Origin of the sequence: Streptomyces vulcanius (assembly GCF_042653945.1) — a bacterium.
Classification (GTDB): Bacteria; Actinomycetota; Actinomycetes; order Streptomycetales; family Streptomycetaceae; genus Streptomyces; species Streptomyces mangrovi.
In genome coordinates this window covers 92,612-107,957 of sequence record NZ_JBHSFK010000018.1, presented here as the reverse complement: position 1 = coordinate 107,957, position 15,346 = coordinate 92,612, and the positions used below count along the sequence as shown (strand labels likewise).

The 15,346-nt window shown below is 68.2% G+C and carries 16 protein-coding genes; 6 read left to right on the top strand and 10 right to left on the bottom strand.

All coding sequences use genetic code 11. The annotated features are described in order from the left end of the window. Positions 1 to 102 precede the first annotated feature (102 nt). Together rpsI and rplM are read right to left on the bottom strand one after the other, a co-directional pair. Positions 103 to 624, bottom strand: coding sequence for a 30S ribosomal protein S9 (rpsI, locus tag ACFPIH_RS26790; RefSeq protein WP_381176462.1), 522 nt, complete (start codon positions 622 to 624; stop codon positions 103 to 105). A 44-nt stretch (positions 625 to 668) separates the two neighbouring features. Next, positions 669 to 1,112 carry a 50S ribosomal protein L13 gene (rplM, locus tag ACFPIH_RS26785; RefSeq protein WP_381176458.1) on the bottom strand — a complete coding sequence of 148 codons (444 nt, stop codon included), beginning with the start codon at positions 1,110 to 1,112 and terminating at the stop codon, positions 669 to 671. A 299-nt stretch (positions 1,113 to 1,411) separates the two neighbouring features. On the opposite strand from rplM, the gene ACFPIH_RS26780 reads away from it, so the two are divergent. The 6 genes from ACFPIH_RS26780 (at position 1,412) to ACFPIH_RS26755 (ending at position 9,842) form a co-directional block, all read left to right on the top strand. Further along, a complete protein-coding gene (locus tag ACFPIH_RS26780) occupies positions 1,412 to 2,287 on the top strand; it encodes a hypothetical protein (protein WP_381176455.1) in 876 nt (291 codons plus the stop codon). A 16-nt stretch (positions 2,288 to 2,303) separates the two neighbouring features. Further along, positions 2,304 to 3,686, top strand: coding sequence for a glycosyl hydrolase (locus ACFPIH_RS26775; protein ID WP_381176718.1), 1,383 nt, complete (start codon positions 2,304 to 2,306; stop codon positions 3,684 to 3,686). 277 nt (positions 3,687 to 3,963) lie between these two features. Then, positions 3,964 to 5,415: a glycosyltransferase family 2 protein gene (locus ACFPIH_RS26770; protein WP_381176452.1), complete on the top strand. Its 1,452-nt coding sequence runs from the start codon at positions 3,964 to 3,966 to the stop codon at positions 5,413 to 5,415. A gap of 21 nt (positions 5,416 to 5,436) precedes the next feature. Continuing rightward, complete coding sequence (locus tag ACFPIH_RS26765) at positions 5,437 to 6,660, top strand: glycoside hydrolase family 113 (protein WP_381176449.1); 1,224 nt, start codon at positions 5,437 to 5,439, stop codon at positions 6,658 to 6,660. Between the two features lie 15 nt (positions 6,661 to 6,675). Beyond that, positions 6,676 to 7,773 carry a mannose-1-phosphate guanylyltransferase gene (manB, locus tag ACFPIH_RS26760; RefSeq protein ID WP_381176446.1) on the top strand — a complete coding sequence of 366 codons (1,098 nt, stop codon included), beginning with the start codon at positions 6,676 to 6,678 and terminating at the stop codon, positions 7,771 to 7,773. Between the two features lie 59 nt (positions 7,774 to 7,832). Further along, entirely contained in the window at positions 7,833 to 9,842 is a 2,010-nt protein-coding gene (locus ACFPIH_RS26755) for an acyltransferase family protein (protein WP_381176443.1), read from the top strand. On the opposite strand, the gene truA is transcribed toward ACFPIH_RS26755, so the two are convergent. The 8 genes from truA to map all read right to left on the bottom strand — a co-directional run bounded on the left by truA (position 9,772) and on the right by map (position 15,257). After that, positions 9,772 to 10,680 (bottom strand): tRNA pseudouridine(38-40) synthase TruA, encoded by a 909-nt coding sequence (truA, locus tag ACFPIH_RS26750; RefSeq protein ID WP_381176440.1) that lies wholly within the window; start codon positions 10,678 to 10,680, stop codon positions 9,772 to 9,774. The genes ACFPIH_RS26755 and truA overlap by 71 nt on opposite strands. A gap of 141 nt (positions 10,681 to 10,821) precedes the next feature. Then, the gene (gene rplQ / locus ACFPIH_RS26745; RefSeq protein WP_381176437.1) at positions 10,822 to 11,337 is read right to left on the bottom strand and encodes a 50S ribosomal protein L17; all 516 of its coding nucleotides are present in this window, start codon (positions 11,335 to 11,337) and stop codon (positions 10,822 to 10,824) included. Positions 11,338 to 11,454: 117 nt separating this feature from the next. Then, on the bottom strand, positions 11,455 to 12,477 hold the full coding sequence (locus ACFPIH_RS26740) for a DNA-directed RNA polymerase subunit alpha (RefSeq protein ID WP_062640332.1): 1,023 nt from the start codon (positions 12,475 to 12,477) through the stop codon (positions 11,455 to 11,457). A gap of 143 nt (positions 12,478 to 12,620) precedes the next feature. Next, positions 12,621 to 13,025: a 30S ribosomal protein S11 gene (rpsK, locus tag ACFPIH_RS26735; RefSeq protein WP_010354218.1), complete on the bottom strand. Its 405-nt coding sequence runs from the start codon at positions 13,023 to 13,025 to the stop codon at positions 12,621 to 12,623. A 68-nt stretch (positions 13,026 to 13,093) separates the two neighbouring features. Then, a complete protein-coding gene (rpsM, locus tag ACFPIH_RS26730) occupies positions 13,094 to 13,474 on the bottom strand; it encodes a 30S ribosomal protein S13 (protein ID WP_381176432.1) in 381 nt (126 codons plus the stop codon). 217 nt (positions 13,475 to 13,691) lie between these two features. Further along, positions 13,692 to 13,805 carry a 50S ribosomal protein L36 gene (rpmJ, locus tag ACFPIH_RS26725; RefSeq protein ID WP_003998809.1) on the bottom strand — a complete coding sequence of 38 codons (114 nt, stop codon included), beginning with the start codon at positions 13,803 to 13,805 and terminating at the stop codon, positions 13,692 to 13,694. 59 nt (positions 13,806 to 13,864) lie between these two features. After that, on the bottom strand, positions 13,865 to 14,086 hold the full coding sequence (gene infA / locus ACFPIH_RS26720) for a translation initiation factor IF-1 (protein WP_003948620.1): 222 nt from the start codon (positions 14,084 to 14,086) through the stop codon (positions 13,865 to 13,867). Positions 14,087 to 14,420: 334 nt separating this feature from the next. Next, positions 14,421 to 15,257: a type I methionyl aminopeptidase gene (gene map / locus ACFPIH_RS26715; RefSeq protein ID WP_381176425.1), complete on the bottom strand. Its 837-nt coding sequence runs from the start codon at positions 15,255 to 15,257 to the stop codon at positions 14,421 to 14,423. Between the last annotated feature and the right edge of the window lie 89 nt (positions 15,258 to 15,346).

Genomic DNA, 15,346 nt, shown 5'->3' with positions numbered 1-15,346 from the left:
GAGCACCTTGTGCCGTTATACGCTCCCGACAGTAATAAAACGAACGCCCCGGCGGCACTGTGGCGTGCCGCCGGGGCGTTTCGTTCAAGCAGCAGCGAGCGATTAACGCTTGCTGTACTGCGGGGCCTTGCGGGCCTTCTTCAAACCGGCCTTCTTGCGCTCGACCGCACGGTCGTCTCGGCGCAGGAAGCCCGCCTTCTTCAGCGCGGCGCGGTTGTTGTCGACGTCCGCCTCGTTCAGCGCGCGGGCGACACCGAGACGGAGCGCACCGGCCTGACCGGAGACACCGCCACCGGAGATCCGGGCGACGACGTCGTAGCGGCCTTCGAGCTCGAGCACCTTGAAGGGCTCGTTGACTTCCTGCTGGTGCACCTTGTTCGGGAGGTAGTCCTCGAGGGTGCGACCGTTGATCTTCCACTTGCCGGAGCCCGGGACGATCCGGACTCGGGCGATGGCGTTCTTACGACGGCCCAGGCCGGCGGCCGGCTGCGGGTCGCCGAAGCGGGAGGCCATGGACTCCGAGGTGTACTCGCCCTCGACGGGGACCTCGGACTCGGTGGTGTAGCTCTCGATGTCGACGAGCTCGGTCTCTTCGAGCGGCTGCTCGGCAGTGGTCTCGGCCACGGTGATACCTCAGATTCTCTTCAGCTTGGGGTGGGTGGCCGGACTTACTGCGCGACCTGGGTGATCTCGAACGGCTGCGGCTGCTGCGCGCCGTGCGGGTGCTGGTCACCCTTGTAGACCTTCAGCTTCGAGAGCATCTGACGGCCCAGCGTGTTCTTGGGGAGCATGCCCTTGACGGCCTTCTCGATGGCCTTCTCCGGGTTCTTGTCCAGCAGCTCGTCGTAGCGGACGGAGCGCAGACCACCCGGGTAGCCGGAGTGGCGGTACGCCATCTTCTGGGTCCGCTTGTTGCCGGACAGGTGCACCTTGTCGGCGTTGATGATGATGACGAAGTCACCGGTGTCGACGTGGGGGGCGTAGATCGGCTTGTGCTTGCCGCGCAGAATGGAGGCGGTGGTGCTGGCGAGACGACCCAGGACGATGTCCTGAGCGTCGATGACGTGCCACTGGCGCGTCACATCGCCGGGCTTGGGGCTGTACGTACGCACGGTTCGTAGCCTTCGCTTCGAGTGAGTGGTCCTGACAAGGTCACCGAAGACGATCGACAGCCCAGACCGCACCACGGTGACGCATACCGCGTGCAGGTCGCTGGTCATCGGCCCGGTGGACCGGTGTAAGGGCCCGTCCCGTGAGAATGAGCAAGCCAATACACAACGAAGATGCAGGATACCCGCGTCTGAGGGGTGAGGTCAAAACGGGCCGACCTTTCCGCAGGAAGGCCGCAGGAGGGTTTCAAAGCCCTCGGACGCTGAACGGCTGGCGTGTCATGCCGTCTAAGATGCGGCCCATGAGCTATGGGCAGGGGGGACCTCAGTCCCAGTGGGATCCGTGGAAACCGAACTCCCAGCAGCCGTGGGACAGCGGCACCGGCGGCGCCGCCCCGGACTGGGCCGCGCTGGCCGAGGCGTCGGAGACGCGTAACAGGCGCCGCAAGCTGTTCTTCATAGGCGGCGGCGCGCTGGCCACCATCGGCATCGGCACCGCCGTCGCCATGGGCGTGGTGAACGCGGACAGCAACGACGAGGCCAACCGGCCGACGGCCTCGCTGCCCGTGACCGGCGCCCTGCCGAGCGGGTCGGGCAGTCCGTCCTTCGCGCCGACCAGCGCGCCTCCGGCGCTGGACCCGAAGGAGTTCGTCTCCAGCAAGGCCAAGGACACGGCGCCCAACGGCACGAACCTGATGTTCCCGGGCACCCAGCTGACCATGGGCTCGAACGTCTACAAGAAGGGCCCGACGGCCGACTCCACCAAGTGCGCCACGGGGGCCCAGGGCACCCTGACCAAGGTGCTGGCCGCCAACGACTGCACCCGGGTGATGAGAGTCACGTACACCAAGGGCGACATCGCGGTGACGGTCGGTGTGGCCATCTTCGACACCGAGGCGCAGGCCCTCAAGGTCAAGACGCAGTCGGACAAGCAGAGCATCGTCAAGGCCCTCACGGGCGGCGATGTGAAGGCCTTCTGCAACGGCGCGATCTGCCGCTCGACGACCAACTCCTACGGCCGTTACGCCTACTTCACGATCACCGGCTTCACCAGCGCCAAGGACGTGACGACGAAGGACACCGCGATCTTCGCCGCGGGCGACGACCTCGCCGAGTTCACCTTCCAGCAGATCCACCGCCGCGGCGAGACCCAGGCCTCGGCCGCCGCGAACTCGTAAGCCCCGGCCGGTGCGGATGCGGGGGCGGGTCAAGCTGCTCGGAGCCGCCGCGGGCACCGCGCTGAGCGTTCCCCTGGCGCTGTGGGCCTGGTCGGAGAGCGAAGCCCGGGAGGACGCGGACGACTCCCCGGGCGGACCCCGGCAGGTCCCCGCCGACCTGCGCGGACGCGACCCCGAGGCGACCCCCGCCGCGCGCCGGGTGTACGCGCTGCTGGCGGGCCTGGAGAACGACGCCCGCCGCGGCCGGCCGAGCCGCACGGTCATCGGCCAGCACGTGGAACTGCACAACGAGCGCTACAACGCGGAGTACGGCGACTACCGGGGCACCAAGCAGCCCGGCTACTACTACCGCAAGGCCCGGGACATCACCGGCCGGCTGCCCGGGTTCGTGGAGCTGGACCTGGGCCCCGGCTACGACCGGCCGGGCTGGGCGGTGGGCGAGGCGCGCTCCTACTCCCGCGCCTGGCCGAGCTGCCGGAAGCGGTGGGGGTACGCCGAGGACGCCGTGGACCTGGCCATGGGCGTGTGGGCGGGCCTGCCGCGGCCGGCCGACGGCTCGTACAACCCCTCCGGGATCCGCACGGACTGCGCGTCGAACGGCGCGGAGGTCGTGCTGCCGCACAACGGGGGCGGACCGGCGGGTCTGGTGGGGTTCTCCTTCCACCAGCCCTACCCGGGCAGCCCGGTCAAGGGCTTCGCGCAGACGCTCCAGCGCAACTCGCCCGCCGCGAAGGACCCCGGCTGGTTCGCGCGGGTGGTGACCGAGGGCAGCTCCGAGCACCGGGCCCTGCTGCACGACCTGGGCTATCTCGCGGACCACCTCGGCTACCTCGCCGACCAGGGCGTACCGGTGCTGCTGCGCCCGTACCACGAGATGAACACGGCCCCCGGGCGCGGCTTCTGGTGGGCGGGCCAGGACCCGGCGGCCTTCCGGAAGCTGTGGCGGCTGACGTACGACTTCCTCGTGGGCCGGCGCGGTCTGCACAACCTGATCTTCGTCTGGGCGCCGAACTCCTGGGACGGCTCCTACGGCCGTCAGCCCCGCGCCTGGTTTCCGGGCGGTGACTACGTCGACGTCGTGGGCGTCGACGACTACAGCGGCGGGCCCGGGCAGCCCTTCGGGGGCCGGCCCTGGACCGAGGTCTGGTACCGCGGTCTGGAGGAGTACCGCAGACCGCGCGTCGTCGCGGAGTCCTTCCATGTGCCCCTGGGCGCGGCCCAGCCGGACACGCTGACCAGGACGCCCTGGGTGCTGTGGACGGTGTGGGGGCAGGCGCTGTCGTACGACAACGTCTCCGCGCCGCGCTGGAAGAACACCGGCGCCGACGTGAAACGGACGTACGGCTCACCGCAGGTCATAACCGCCGGCGCATTCGCCCGATCGAACGATTTGACCTGACGCTCACGCACCAAGCGCCCCATTGGTTAACTTTTTGCTACAACGTTCAACCCTCCTTCCCCAACGTAAAACGAATGTGCGAGTATCGTGCATCTATTCGGCCAGTGGCTTGAAAGCGCCCGGGGGGGCTCACAAGCGGGCAGTGGCCGAACGCCAACGAAGGCGACGGGGGGTCGTAGACCCGGAACGTCAGTGCGCGACGCGCGGAGCGTGTCGTGCCGAGATCCGCTGCGCCCTGCCGCGCACCGCCGATCTCAGGGGGAGTTCCGCAGCCGTCATGACATCGACACTGGTCGAGGGGGACGCGTCGCATTCGCGGCACAACGCGAAGCTGGCGAAGCGCACGGCCGCGTGGAGGCCCGGCCTCCTGCCGTTCCTCCTCCCGATGGTCCTCCTGCTCGCTTTCAGCCTGTGGTCGTACACACCGAGCCAGTCGCCGCTGGCCTGGTTCGTCACCATCTGCTGGGCCCTTCCGGTGCCCGGTGTGCTCGTCTCCGTCCAGGGCTTCGTCCTGATCCGCCGCCGGATCCGCAAGGCGCATCTGATGACGCCGCCCGCCCCGGTGAACCAGGACTTCCTGATCACGCTCGTCCCGACCATCGGCCGGCACGACACCTACCCGGCCCTGGAGCGCTCCGTCCTGTCCTACGTGGAGCACCTCCCGGAGTGGTTCCCGTACATGCGGGTGGACGTACTCACCGAGGAGGGCTGTGAGGCCGCCGAGCGGATCGACGCCCTGGCGGCGGTCAGCCCGCTGATCCGCGTGGTCACGGTCCCGAAGGCCTACCAGACCAGGAACGGCACCCGCTTCAAGGCCCGGGCCAACAACTACGCCCACGAGCTGCGCATCGAGGAGGGCGAGGCTCTCGAGCACGTGTGGGTCCTGCACATGGACGACGACACGGGGGTCGGTCCGGACACCTCCGCCTCACTCGCCCAGTTCATCAACCGCCAGCGCCGCGCGACCCCCGAAGAGGTCAAGCACATGGCGCAGGGCATCCTGACCTACCCGCGCGAGAACGCGGTGAGCAAGCTGACCTGGTTCGCCGACGCCATCCGCCCCGCCGACGACATCGCCCGCTTCCGCGCCTTCACCGGGCTCGGCACACCGGCCGCCGGCGTGCACGGCGAGCTCCTCGTCATCCGTGCCTCCATCGAGGCCGAGATCGGCTGGGACTTCGGCCCCAAAGAGATCGTCGAGGACGCCCGGCTGGCCCTGACGTTCTGCCGCCTCTACCCGGGCCGCAGCGACTGGTTCAACGGCCGCTGCTACGGCGCCTCGCCGGCCAACATGAAGGACTTCGTCAAACAGCGTGAGCGCTGGGCGTGGGGCCTGGTCGCCCTCTGCTTCAACCGCAACGTGCCCCTTCGCTACCGCTGGTTCCTGACCATCTGCGTGACGAGCTGGATCCTGGGCCCCCTGCAGCACGTCGGCACCGTGCTGTTCCTGGGCTGGTTCATCGGCGACATGAACACCTCGCCCGTGACCCAGTCGGTCGTCGTGCTGTGGTCGATCAGCTTCGCCTATGTGATCTGGGCGTACTGGGAAGGGCTGCGGCTCAACGCGATCGCCTCGGCGAACGGCAGGCGCAGGTGGTGGGAGCCCATCGCGGTGCTCGCCCTGCTGCCGCTGTTCTCCCTCCTCGAGGGCCTCGGAGGCATCAAGGGCCTCGTGAAGTTCGTCAAGCGCGAGGAGAACAAGTTCGTCGTCATCGCCAAGCCCGCCTGACCCGGAAGAGACCCCACAGCCATGAAGCGCGCACGCCTGCCCCTGCTCGCCGTGCTCCCCGCCACCGTCATCTCGCTCGTGGTCGCGGTGCCGTTCGTCGCCGGCGACCACCCGCTGCGCTGGGAGTCCGGCTCGCTCGTGCCCCACCTCGTCCTGCACGACCAGGACGCCACGCGACCCGCCGGCTCGGGCAGCACGACCACCGCCTCGAACGCGTCCCCGGCCGCCCCCAAGGTCGCCGAGGTGGCCCAGAAGTGGAAGAAGGGCATGCCGCAGTGGGGCGCGCAGCTCTACTGGGAGGACAATCCCGCGCACTCCCTGGAGTACGTGGAGAAGCAGGCCCGGCTGCACGCGAACTACCTGGTCGGCCTGCACGCCAACTCGGTGAGCATTTCCTTCCCATTTGTCACGAAGAATCGTTTCGCCGACGAGGTCTCCCGCGGTACCAAAACCCCCACCCCGGACCGCCTCGCACGCGTCCTTCAGATCTTCCACGAGGCCGGACTGCGCACCACCGTCCGGCCCCTCATGGACGAGAAGACACTCGAACCCGACAACGCCTGGCGCGGCAGCATCAAGCCCGCCGACCGCGACGCCTGGTTCGCCTCCTACGAGAAGTTCCTCACCCCGTACCTGAAGGCCGCGGACGGCGAGAAGGCGGCCACCTTCGTCATCGCCACCGAGCTGAACTCCCTTCAGGGCGACCCCCACTGGGACTCACTCGTCGACGACGCCGAGAAGCTGTTCACCGGCGAGGTCTCCTACGACGCCAACTGGGACGCGTACGTCAGCGGCCCCGTCACCATGCCCGTCCGGCACCTCGGCATCGACGCCTACTTCCCGGTCAAGGTCGGCGACGACGCCTCGGTGCAGACCCTGGTCGACGGCTGGGACAACTGGCTCGACCGCAAGGCCACCGGCCCCCTGCCGAAGATCACCATCGCCGAGGCGGGCATCGGCGCCATGAACGGCGCCTACCACGCCCCCGGCGACTTCTACACCAAGCGCGCGGTCAACCCGAAGGTGCAGGCCAACTGGTACACCGCCGTCTGCCAGGTCGTCCAGGAGCGCCATATGTCCGGCGTCTACTGGTGGTCGATCTACTTCGACGACGACCCGAACACCAAGCCCGACGACCAGAAGGCCTCCCGCCTCGACTTCGCCGGACGACCCCAGAGCGAGAAGGCCATCAAGGCCTGTTTCACCTCCGACTACGCAGGTCCCGGACCCGACACCGCTAGCTGACCGAGGAAGGCACTCATGCAGGAAGCCATCATCCTGGTGGGCGGCAAGGGAACCCGCCTGCGCCCGCTGACGAACCACACCCCGAAACCGCTCCTCGACGTCGCGGGCTCCTCCTTCATCCGGCACCAGACAGCCAAGCTGATGGACGCCGGCGTCGGGCACGTGGTGTTCGCCACCTCGTACCTCGCCAGCCTCTTCGAGGAGGAGTTCAAGAACTTCACCCGGGATCTGGAGATCTCCTACGCCGTCGAGGAGGTTCCGCTCGGCACCGGCGGAGCCATCCGCAACGCCGGGCGTCTGCTGCGCGGTCCGGCGGACGCACCGGTCCTCGTCCTCAACGGCGACATCCTGTCCGGCGTCGACCTGCGCGCCGTCCTGCGGCAGCACGAGGCACGCGAGGCGGATGTGACCCTCCATCTCACCCGTGTCCCCGACCCCCGCGCCTTCGGCCTCGTCCCCACCGACGAGGACGGAAGGGTGCTGTCCTTCCTGGAGAAGCCCAGGACCGCCGAGGAATGCGTCACCGACCAGATCAACGCCGGCTGTTACGTCTTCCGCCGGTCCGTCCTCGACGCCATCCCGGCCGGCCGCGAGGTCTCCGTCGAGCAGGAGACCTTCCCGGAACTCGTCGCCCAGGGGCGGCGCGTGTTCGGCCGCACCACCGAGGACTACTGGCGTGACCTCGGCACACCGATGGCCTTCGTCCACGGTTCCGCCGACCTGGTCACCGGCAGGACGACCTCCCCCCTCGTGGCGGGAGCCGCCGAGGCCCTGATCCACCCCACAGCCGCCGTCGACCCGACCGCCCGCGTCACGGGAGGCTCGACCATCGGCCCGCACGCCGTCATCGGCCCGCACGTGGTCGTCGACCGTTCCATCATCGGCGGCAGCGTCATCGTGGCCAGGGACGCCCGGATCCACACGTCCGTGGTGGACCACGACTCCTCGATCGGCAGCGCGTCCCTCCTCCGTGAGGCTGTCGTGGGCTGCCACGCACACGTCGGCGCGGACAACGAGCTGCCCGCCCAGCTGCGGCTGTCGTGCGGCGTCCGCATTCCCGCCCAGGGGGTGCGCGTGAGCGGTACGGCTGCCGCCTGCCCGACCGTTCACTGAATTCGCCGTCCGCCTGCTACTGGAGAACCACCACCGTGACCCGCCATCGTTCAACGGCCGTGCAGGCAGAGCGCCTGCGCAAGTACCGGCCGGACATCCAGGGCCTGCGTGCCGTCGCCATCATGATGGTGGTCAGCATGCACGTCGGCCTGCTCGACATCCACGGTGGCGTGGACGTGAGCTTCGTCCTGAGCGGCTTCCTCATCGGCAGTCAGCTCCTCGCCGAGATCGACAAGACGGGCAAGGTGTCCCTGAGCAAGTTCTGGGCGCGCCGTATGAGACGGCTCGCCCCGGGCATGGCCATCGTCATCATCACCACAGCGGTGGTGGCGTGGATCTACGCCAGCCCGCTCAGGTTCCGCGACACCATGATGGACGGGCTCAGCTCGGCCCTCAGCTTCATGAACTGGCGCCTCGTCGAGACCGGCACCGACTACTTCGCCAACGACGGCACACAGTCCCCGTACCAGCACTTCTGGTCGCTGGGCATCGAGGAACAGTTCTATGTGGTCGCCCCGATCGTGCTCGTCGTCACGGTCTGGCTGAGCCGCACCCTCTTCCGCAACCGCGCCCTGGTGGCGTTGTTCCTCATGGCCGTGGTGGGCGGGTCACTGTATCTGTCCGTCAAGCAGACCGCCTCGAACCAGCCCCTCGCCTACTTCGGCACCCAGACCCGTATCTGGGAACTCGCCTTCGGCATCCTGGTCGCCCTCGGCGCACCGCTCCTCTCCCGCATGAACACGGTGGTGGCGGCCGTCATCTCCTGGGTGGGGCTCGCCACCGCGGTGGGCACCGCACTCCTCATCACGCCGGAAACCCCCCTGCCCGGCTATGCCGTGGCCGGCCCCGTGCTGGGCGCCGGCATGGTCATCGCCGGAGGCTGTGCCGCTCCCCGCCTCGGCGCGGAATTCATCCTGGACAACCCGGTGGCCAACTTCATCGGAAACGTCAGCTACGGCTGGTACCTCTGGCACTGGCCGATCCTCATCCTCTGGCCGGACGTCACCGGGCGGGATCTCGCCTACTCGGACCGCTTCCGCGTCGTCTTCCTGTCGCTGTTCCTTGCGATCATCACCTACTACACCGTCGAACTGCGGTTCCGGAACAACAAGCAGCTGGTGGCCCGCCCCTGGAAGGGGATCTTCGCCGGCGGCTCGGCCGTCGCGGGAGCGGCCGCCGCCACGGCCATCGCCATGGTCGCCCCGCTGAACCTCGCGACCTCCGCCTCCGCCGTGGGCGGGAGCGCAAGCGCCGTCGGGTACAACGGCCCCGAATCGGTGAAGAGCGCCGCCCTGCGGAAACAGCTCTCCGCGGTCGCCCAGAGCGCCCTGCCGAAGTCTCCCGACGACCACACCCACTACGGCTGCATCGACGACACCAAGGTCGCGGAGTTCGTCATGCGCGACAACTGCGTCATCGGAGACCCTCAGGGGAAGAAGTCGATCGTCGTGATCGGGGACTCGCACGCCTGGCAGTGGGGCGACGCCTTCCACTCCATCGGGAAGACGCTTCACACGAAGATCGTGACCATGGCGAAGGGCGGCTGCTCCCCCGAGATCTACGCCATCAAGAACCCCGAGCTGAACCGCGAGTACTCCGAGTGCGACACCTGGCGGGAATCGGCGTTCGCGGAGATCAAGAAGCTCCACCCCGATGTCATCGTCGTCACCAGCCGCTCACGCCGCGAGGCGACCGAATCCGGCGCCGAGCAGGCCTTCAAGGTCTTCGAGGACTCCGGCGCCAAGCTCGTCTACCTCACGGACACCCCGCAGCCCGGCAGGAACGTACCGGACTGTCTCGCCACCCACACCGACGACGTCACCTCCTGCAACCCCGCACAGGACACCGCCGTCGAGTTCCCCGAGTACCGGGCCATGGAGCAGAAGGTGGCGAAACGCCACGGCGCCGAGATCATCGACGTGCTGCCATGGTTCTGCGCCGACGACGTGTGCCCGACGGTGATCGCCGACCACATCGTCTACTTCGACTCCAGCCACATCACGGCAGGCTACGCGAAGTCTCTGGTTCCCTATCTCCGGCCGGCCCTGGCAAAGGCTCTGGGCGACTGAACCCGTTCCGGACCCGCCGCGCCTGCCGCTGCCGCTCCGCGAGCCGGTCGTCCGCCGGATAGGCGACCTCCTCCAGGGTCAGTCCGTGCGGCCGGACGACGTGGACGGCGCTGTCGCGGACGCCGGCGTCGAGGACCCGCCGCGGCCAGTCCACGCCGCGGTGGCCGTCGCCCACGAACAGCAGCGCCCCGACCATGGAACGCACCTGGTTGTGGCAGAAGGCGTCGGCGCGGACCTCGATCTCGACGACGCCGTCCGCGCGCCGGCGCACCCCGAAGTCGAGGATCTCGCGGATCGTCGTCGCCCCTTCGCGCTTCTTCGCGTACGCCGCGAAGTCGTGCTCCCCGACCAGGGACCTGGCGGCGGCGTCCATCACGGCGACGTCCAGCTCCCAGTCGTGCCAGAGCACATGGCTGCGCAGCAGCGGGTCCACTCCCCCGGGCCGGTCGCCGACCCGGTAGACGTAGCGCCGCCACAGGGCGGCGAACCGCGCGTTGAACCCCGTCGGCGCCTCGGTGAGCGACCACACGCGCACATCCTTGGGCAGCCGCCCGGCGAGCCGCTTGAGCAGCTTCTCCCCGTGCTCGGCCCAGAGCCCCTCCGGCAGATCCACATGCGCCACCTGCCCGCGCGCGTGCACCCCGGCGTCCGTCCGTCCGGCCACGGTCAGCTCGTACGTCGTGTCGCGCGACCGGGTGACGGTCCGCAGCGCGTCCTCGATCTCCCCCTGCACGGTCCGCCGCCCCCCGGCCTGCTTGGCCCAGCCGGAGAACTCGGTCCCGTCATAGGAGAGGCCGAGCCGTATGCGGATGTGTCCGGGCTCTACTTCATCACTCACACAGAGATCCTCTCAGGAACACAAAAGCGGGCCCGCCCCTGAAAAGGAACGGACCCGCCAACGCCCTAAAGGGGCGCGGGGAACTGCGCGACAAGCCACAACGAACCCGCAGCCGCCAACGCACAGCCCCCAGCAGAACGCTTACGCGTCCTTCGACTCCTCAGCCGCGTCCTCGACCTCGTCGGCCTTGACCACGTCGACCTTGGCGTCCTCGACCGGGGTCTCGGCAACAGCCTCGGTGTCCTTGGCGGCACGCTTCGTCGCGGCCTCGGCCTCACCCGTCGCCTGCTGCGCCACGGTCAGCGCCTCGACCAGCTCGATGACGGCCATGGGCGCGTTGTCGCCACGGCGGTTACCGATCTTGGTGATCCGGGTGTAGCCACCGGGACGGTTCTCGTAGCGCGGGCCGATCTCGGTGAAGAGCGTGTGGACGATGCTCTTGTCCGTGATCACCTGGAGCACCTGACGGCGGTTGTGAAGGTCGCCCTTCTTCGCCTTGGTGACCAGACGCTCGGCGTACGGCCGCAGACGGCGGGCCTTCGCCTCGGTGGTGGTGATCCGGCCGTGCTCGAACAGCGCCTTCGCGAGGTTCGCGAGCAGCAGCTTCTCGTGCGCGGCACTGCCGCCCAGACGGGCACCCTTGGTGGGCTTCGGCATGGTTCTTCTCCTGTGTGTCTGCCCCGGCCGTATCAGGTACCGAGGTCAGTATCCGAGCAGGCGGTCGCCTGTCGGAGATCCGGGGTCCGCTGACGCGAACCCCGGAGGTGGTGGAGATCAGTACTGCTCGGTCTCCACGAAACCGGCGTCCGCGTCGTCGTCGGCGCCGAAGGCGTCGGCCGCGGCCGTCGGGTCGAATCCGGGCGGGCTGTCCTTCAGGGCCAGGCCCATGCCGGCCAGCTTCGCCTTGACCTCGTCGATGGACTTCGCACCGAAGTTACGGATGTCCAGGAGGTCGGCCTCGGAACGCGCCACGAGCTCACCCACGGAGTGGATGCCCTCGCGCTTGAGGCAGTTGTACGACCGAACGGTGAGCTCGAGCTCCTCGATCGGCAGGGCGAGATCGGCCGCCAGAGCCGCGTCCGTCGGGGACGGACCCATGTCGATGCCCTCGGCGTCGATGTTGAGCTCACGGGCGAGACCGAACAGCTCGACCAGCGTCTTACCGGCGGAGGCCATGGCGTCACGCGGACGCATCGCCTGCTTGGTCTCGACGTCGACGATCAGCTTGTCGAAGTCGGTGCGCTGCTCGACACGCGTGGCCTCGACCTTGTACGTGACCTTGAGAACCGGCGAGTAGATCGAGTCGACCGGGACGCGCCCGATCTCCTGACCGACCTGCTTGTTCTGCACGGCGGAGACATAACCGCGGCCACGCTCGACCGTCAGCTCCATCTCCAGCTTGCCCTTGCCGTTGAGCGTGGCGAGGACGAGGTCGGGGTTGTGCACCTCGACACCGGCCGGGGGCGCGATGTCGGCGGCGGTGACCAGACCCGGACCCTGCTTGCGCAGGTACATCACGACCGGCTCGTCGTGCTCACTGCTCACGACCAGCTGCTTGATGTTGAGGATCAGGTCGGTGACGTCCTCCTTGACGCCCGGCACGGTGGTGAACTCGTGCAGGACGCCGTCGATCCGGATCGAGGTGACAGCCGCACCCGGGATCGACGACAGAAGCGTACGGCGGAGGGAGTTGCCGAGGGTGTAGCCGAAGCCCGGCTCCAGCGGCTCGATCACGAACCGGGAGCGGAACTCGTCGACGACCTCTTCGGTCAACGAGGGACGCTGAGCGATCAGCATGTTGTGTTTCCTTCAGTCATGGACGCCCACTATTTGACGTCCTGCTGTTACTGCAAGGGTACGGGCGGTACGCCTCCGAGGAGACGTACCGCCCGAAACCCGAGACAACCGTGCGTCAGACGCGGCGGCGCTTGGCCGGTGCGTCAGACGCGGCGGCGCTTGGGCGGACGGCAGCCGTTGTGCGGGGTCGGGGTGACGTCCTGGATGGAGCCGACCTCGAGGCCCGTGGCCTGCAGGGAACGGATGGCGGTCTCACGACCGGCGCCCGGGCCCTTGACGAACACGTCGACCTTGCGCATGCCGTGCTCCTGCGCGCGACGGGCGGCCGACTCGGCGGCCATCTGCGCGGCGAACGGCGTGGACTTGCGCGAGCCCTTGAAACCGACGTGGCCGGCGGAGGCCCACGAGATCACGTTGCCGGCCGGGTCCGTGATGGACACGATCGTGTTGTTGAACGTGCTCTTGATGTGCGCCTGGCCGTGCGCGACGTTCTTCTTTTCCTTGCGGCGCACCTTCTTGGCAGCGCCCTGACGTCCCTTGGGGGGCATACGGAAAACTCCTACGGGAGGTGGTCGGTCCTACAGCGAAGACCGCTGGACGGCGAGTCCGCTGCGGACTACTTCTTGCCCGGCTTCTTCTTGCCGGCGATGGCGCGACGCGGGCCCTTGCGGGTGCGGGCGTTGGTGCTGGTGCGCTGACCGCGGACGGGCAGACCACGACGGTGACGGAGACCCTGGTAGCAGCCGATCTCCACCTTGCGGCGGATGTCGGCCTGGACCTCACGACGGAGGTCACCCTCGGTCTTGATGTTGGCGTCCACGTACTCGCGGATCGCGACGAGCTGCTCCTCGGAGAGGTCGCGAACGCGGGTGTTCGGGTCGATGCCGGTCGCTGCCAGCGTCTCCTGCGAGAGGGTCCGGCCGATGCCGAACACGTAGGTGAGGGCGACCTCCACACGCTTCTCGCGCGGGATGTCGACACCGGAAACGCGTGCCATTCAATGGCTCCTGGTGATCTTCGGAGGTCTTCCGCAGAGCCACCCCCCAGCCGCCGGCCTCTTCCCTTTGGAAGATTTGGTACGAACTGGGTCCCCGGCCTCCGAACCGGGGGTATCAGACGACGCGTACGTCGCCTGGGCCCTGCGTATGAACATATTCAGCTCGCGTCGCGCGAAGTATCTGCGATGTCGATGCAGAGGGTGTGATCGGGTGCGGTCAGCCCTGGCGCTGCTTGTGGCGCGGGTTCTCGCAAATGACCATGACCCGGCCGTGACGGCGGATCACCCTGCACTTGTCGCAGATCTTCTTGACGCTCGGCTTGACCTTCATGGGATTGAGGTTCTCCGGGTCAGTGCCATCACCCCGCCGAAACGAGGAGCGGGCAAGATCTACTTGTACCGGTAGACGATCCGGCCACGCGTCAGGTCGTACGGAGACAGCTCCACCACGACCCGGTCGTCAGGGAGGATGCGGATGTAGTGCATACGCATCTTGCCGCTGATGTGTGCCAGGACCTGGTGGCCGTTCTGGAGCTCGACCTTGAACATGGCGTTCGGAAGAGACTCGACGACAGTGCCCTCGATCTCGATGGCACCTTGCTTCTTGGCCACGCTTCGCCCTTCGAATCGACTACCTTGATCGACTCTTCGAGCATTCCCTTACGGACGCATGAAGACATGCAAATACACGAGAGCCGACGAGTCAGTCTACGCCAGGGCCCTCGGAAAGACGAATCGAGGAAGAATGCCCCACGCAGAAGATCCTTAAGCCAGCCGCCGTCAGGCCAGCGGGTCCGGTGCCGCCACGACCCCGTGCTCCGCCAGCTTCGCCCTGCCGCAGACCCAATCCCCGACGCCCCTCTCGCGGGCTCGGCGCCCGGGGCGCCTCACAAGCTTCGAGCGGCTGCACCGGCCTCCGACCGGTGGTCGCCAGCGGAAGCCACCGTCAGGCCAGCGGGTCCGGTGCCGCCACAACCCCGTGCTCCGCCAGCTTCGCCCTGCCGCAGTCCGGGGATGTGAGGACCAGGGGGCCCTCTTCCGTCAGGGCGATCGAGTGCTCCCAGTGGGAGGACCAGGTGCCGTCGGTCGTGATGACCGTCCAGTCGTCGGAGAGGACCTCGGTCTTCGGGGTGCCCAGGGACACCATCGGCTCGATGGCCAGGCAGAAGCCGGGGACCAGCTTGGGGCCCTTGCCGCGGCGGCGGTCGACGTAGTTCAGCAGGTGCGGGTCCATGTGCATCTCGGTGCCGATGCCGTGGCCGCCGTAGTCCTCGATGATGCCGTAGCGACCGCCGCCGGGCTTCGGCTGGCGGCGGATGTACGTCTCGATGGCGCGGGAGACGTCCACCAGGCGGTTGCCGGGCTTCATGGCGGCGATGCCGGCCCACATCGACTCCTCCGTCACCCGGGAGAGCTCGATCAGCTCCGGGGCGTGACCGGAGCCCACGAACGCGGTGTACGCGGCGTCGCCGTGCCAGCCGTCGACGATCGCGCCGCAGTCGATGGAGATGATGTCGCCGTCCTTGAGGACGACCTCGTCGGAGGGGATGCCGTGGACGACCACGTCGTTCACCGAGGTGCAGATCGTCGCCGGGAAGCCGCCGTAGCCGAGGAAGTTCGACTTCGCGCCGTGCTCCGCAAGGACCTTGCGCGCCACCTCGTCCAGATCCTTCGTGGACGCCCCCGGCACCGCCGCTTCCCGTGTAGCCGCGTGGATGGCGGCGACGACCAGACCTGCCGCACGCATCCGGGCGATCTGCTCGGGGCTCTTGATCTGCACCATGAGGGGCCTGCGCTCTCCGTCACTCGGGTCGGGGGTCACTCGGTCTGGGCTACCAGAGGGTACTTACACAACAGTACGGCCGTGGGGTC

What these genes read in the sequence shown, in the direction of transcription:
- rpsK (WP_010354218.1), bottom strand. Translation starts at nt 13,025, where the DNA reads ATGCCCCCCAAGGGACGTCAGGGCGCTGCCAAGAAGGTGCGCCGCAAG.
- rplQ (WP_381176437.1), bottom strand. Translation starts at nt 11,337, where the DNA reads ATGCCGAAGCCCACCAAGGGTGCCCGTCTGGGCGGCAGTGCCGCGCAC.
- ACFPIH_RS26780 (WP_381176455.1), top strand. Translation starts at nt 1,412, where the DNA reads ATGAGCTATGGGCAGGGGGGACCTCAGTCCCAGTGGGATCCGTGGAAA.
- rpmJ (WP_003998809.1), bottom strand. Translation starts at nt 13,805, where the DNA reads ATGAAGGTCAAGCCGAGCGTCAAGAAGATCTGCGACAAGTGCAGGGTG.
- ACFPIH_RS26770 (WP_381176452.1), top strand. Translation starts at nt 3,964, where the DNA reads ATGACATCGACACTGGTCGAGGGGGACGCGTCGCATTCGCGGCACAAC.
- rpsM (WP_381176432.1), bottom strand. Translation starts at nt 13,474, where the DNA reads ATGGCACGCGTTTCCGGTGTCGACATCCCGCGCGAGAAGCGTGTGGAG.
- ACFPIH_RS26775 (WP_381176718.1), top strand. Translation starts at nt 2,304, where the DNA reads ATGCGGGGGCGGGTCAAGCTGCTCGGAGCCGCCGCGGGCACCGCGCTG.
- ACFPIH_RS26740 (WP_062640332.1), bottom strand. Translation starts at nt 12,477, where the DNA reads ATGCTGATCGCTCAGCGTCCCTCGTTGACCGAAGAGGTCGTCGACGAG.
- map (WP_381176425.1), bottom strand. Translation starts at nt 15,257, where the DNA reads ATGGTGCAGATCAAGAGCCCCGAGCAGATCGCCCGGATGCGTGCGGCA.
- manB (WP_381176446.1), top strand. Translation starts at nt 6,676, where the DNA reads ATGCAGGAAGCCATCATCCTGGTGGGCGGCAAGGGAACCCGCCTGCGC.
- ACFPIH_RS26765 (WP_381176449.1), top strand. Translation starts at nt 5,437, where the DNA reads ATGAAGCGCGCACGCCTGCCCCTGCTCGCCGTGCTCCCCGCCACCGTC.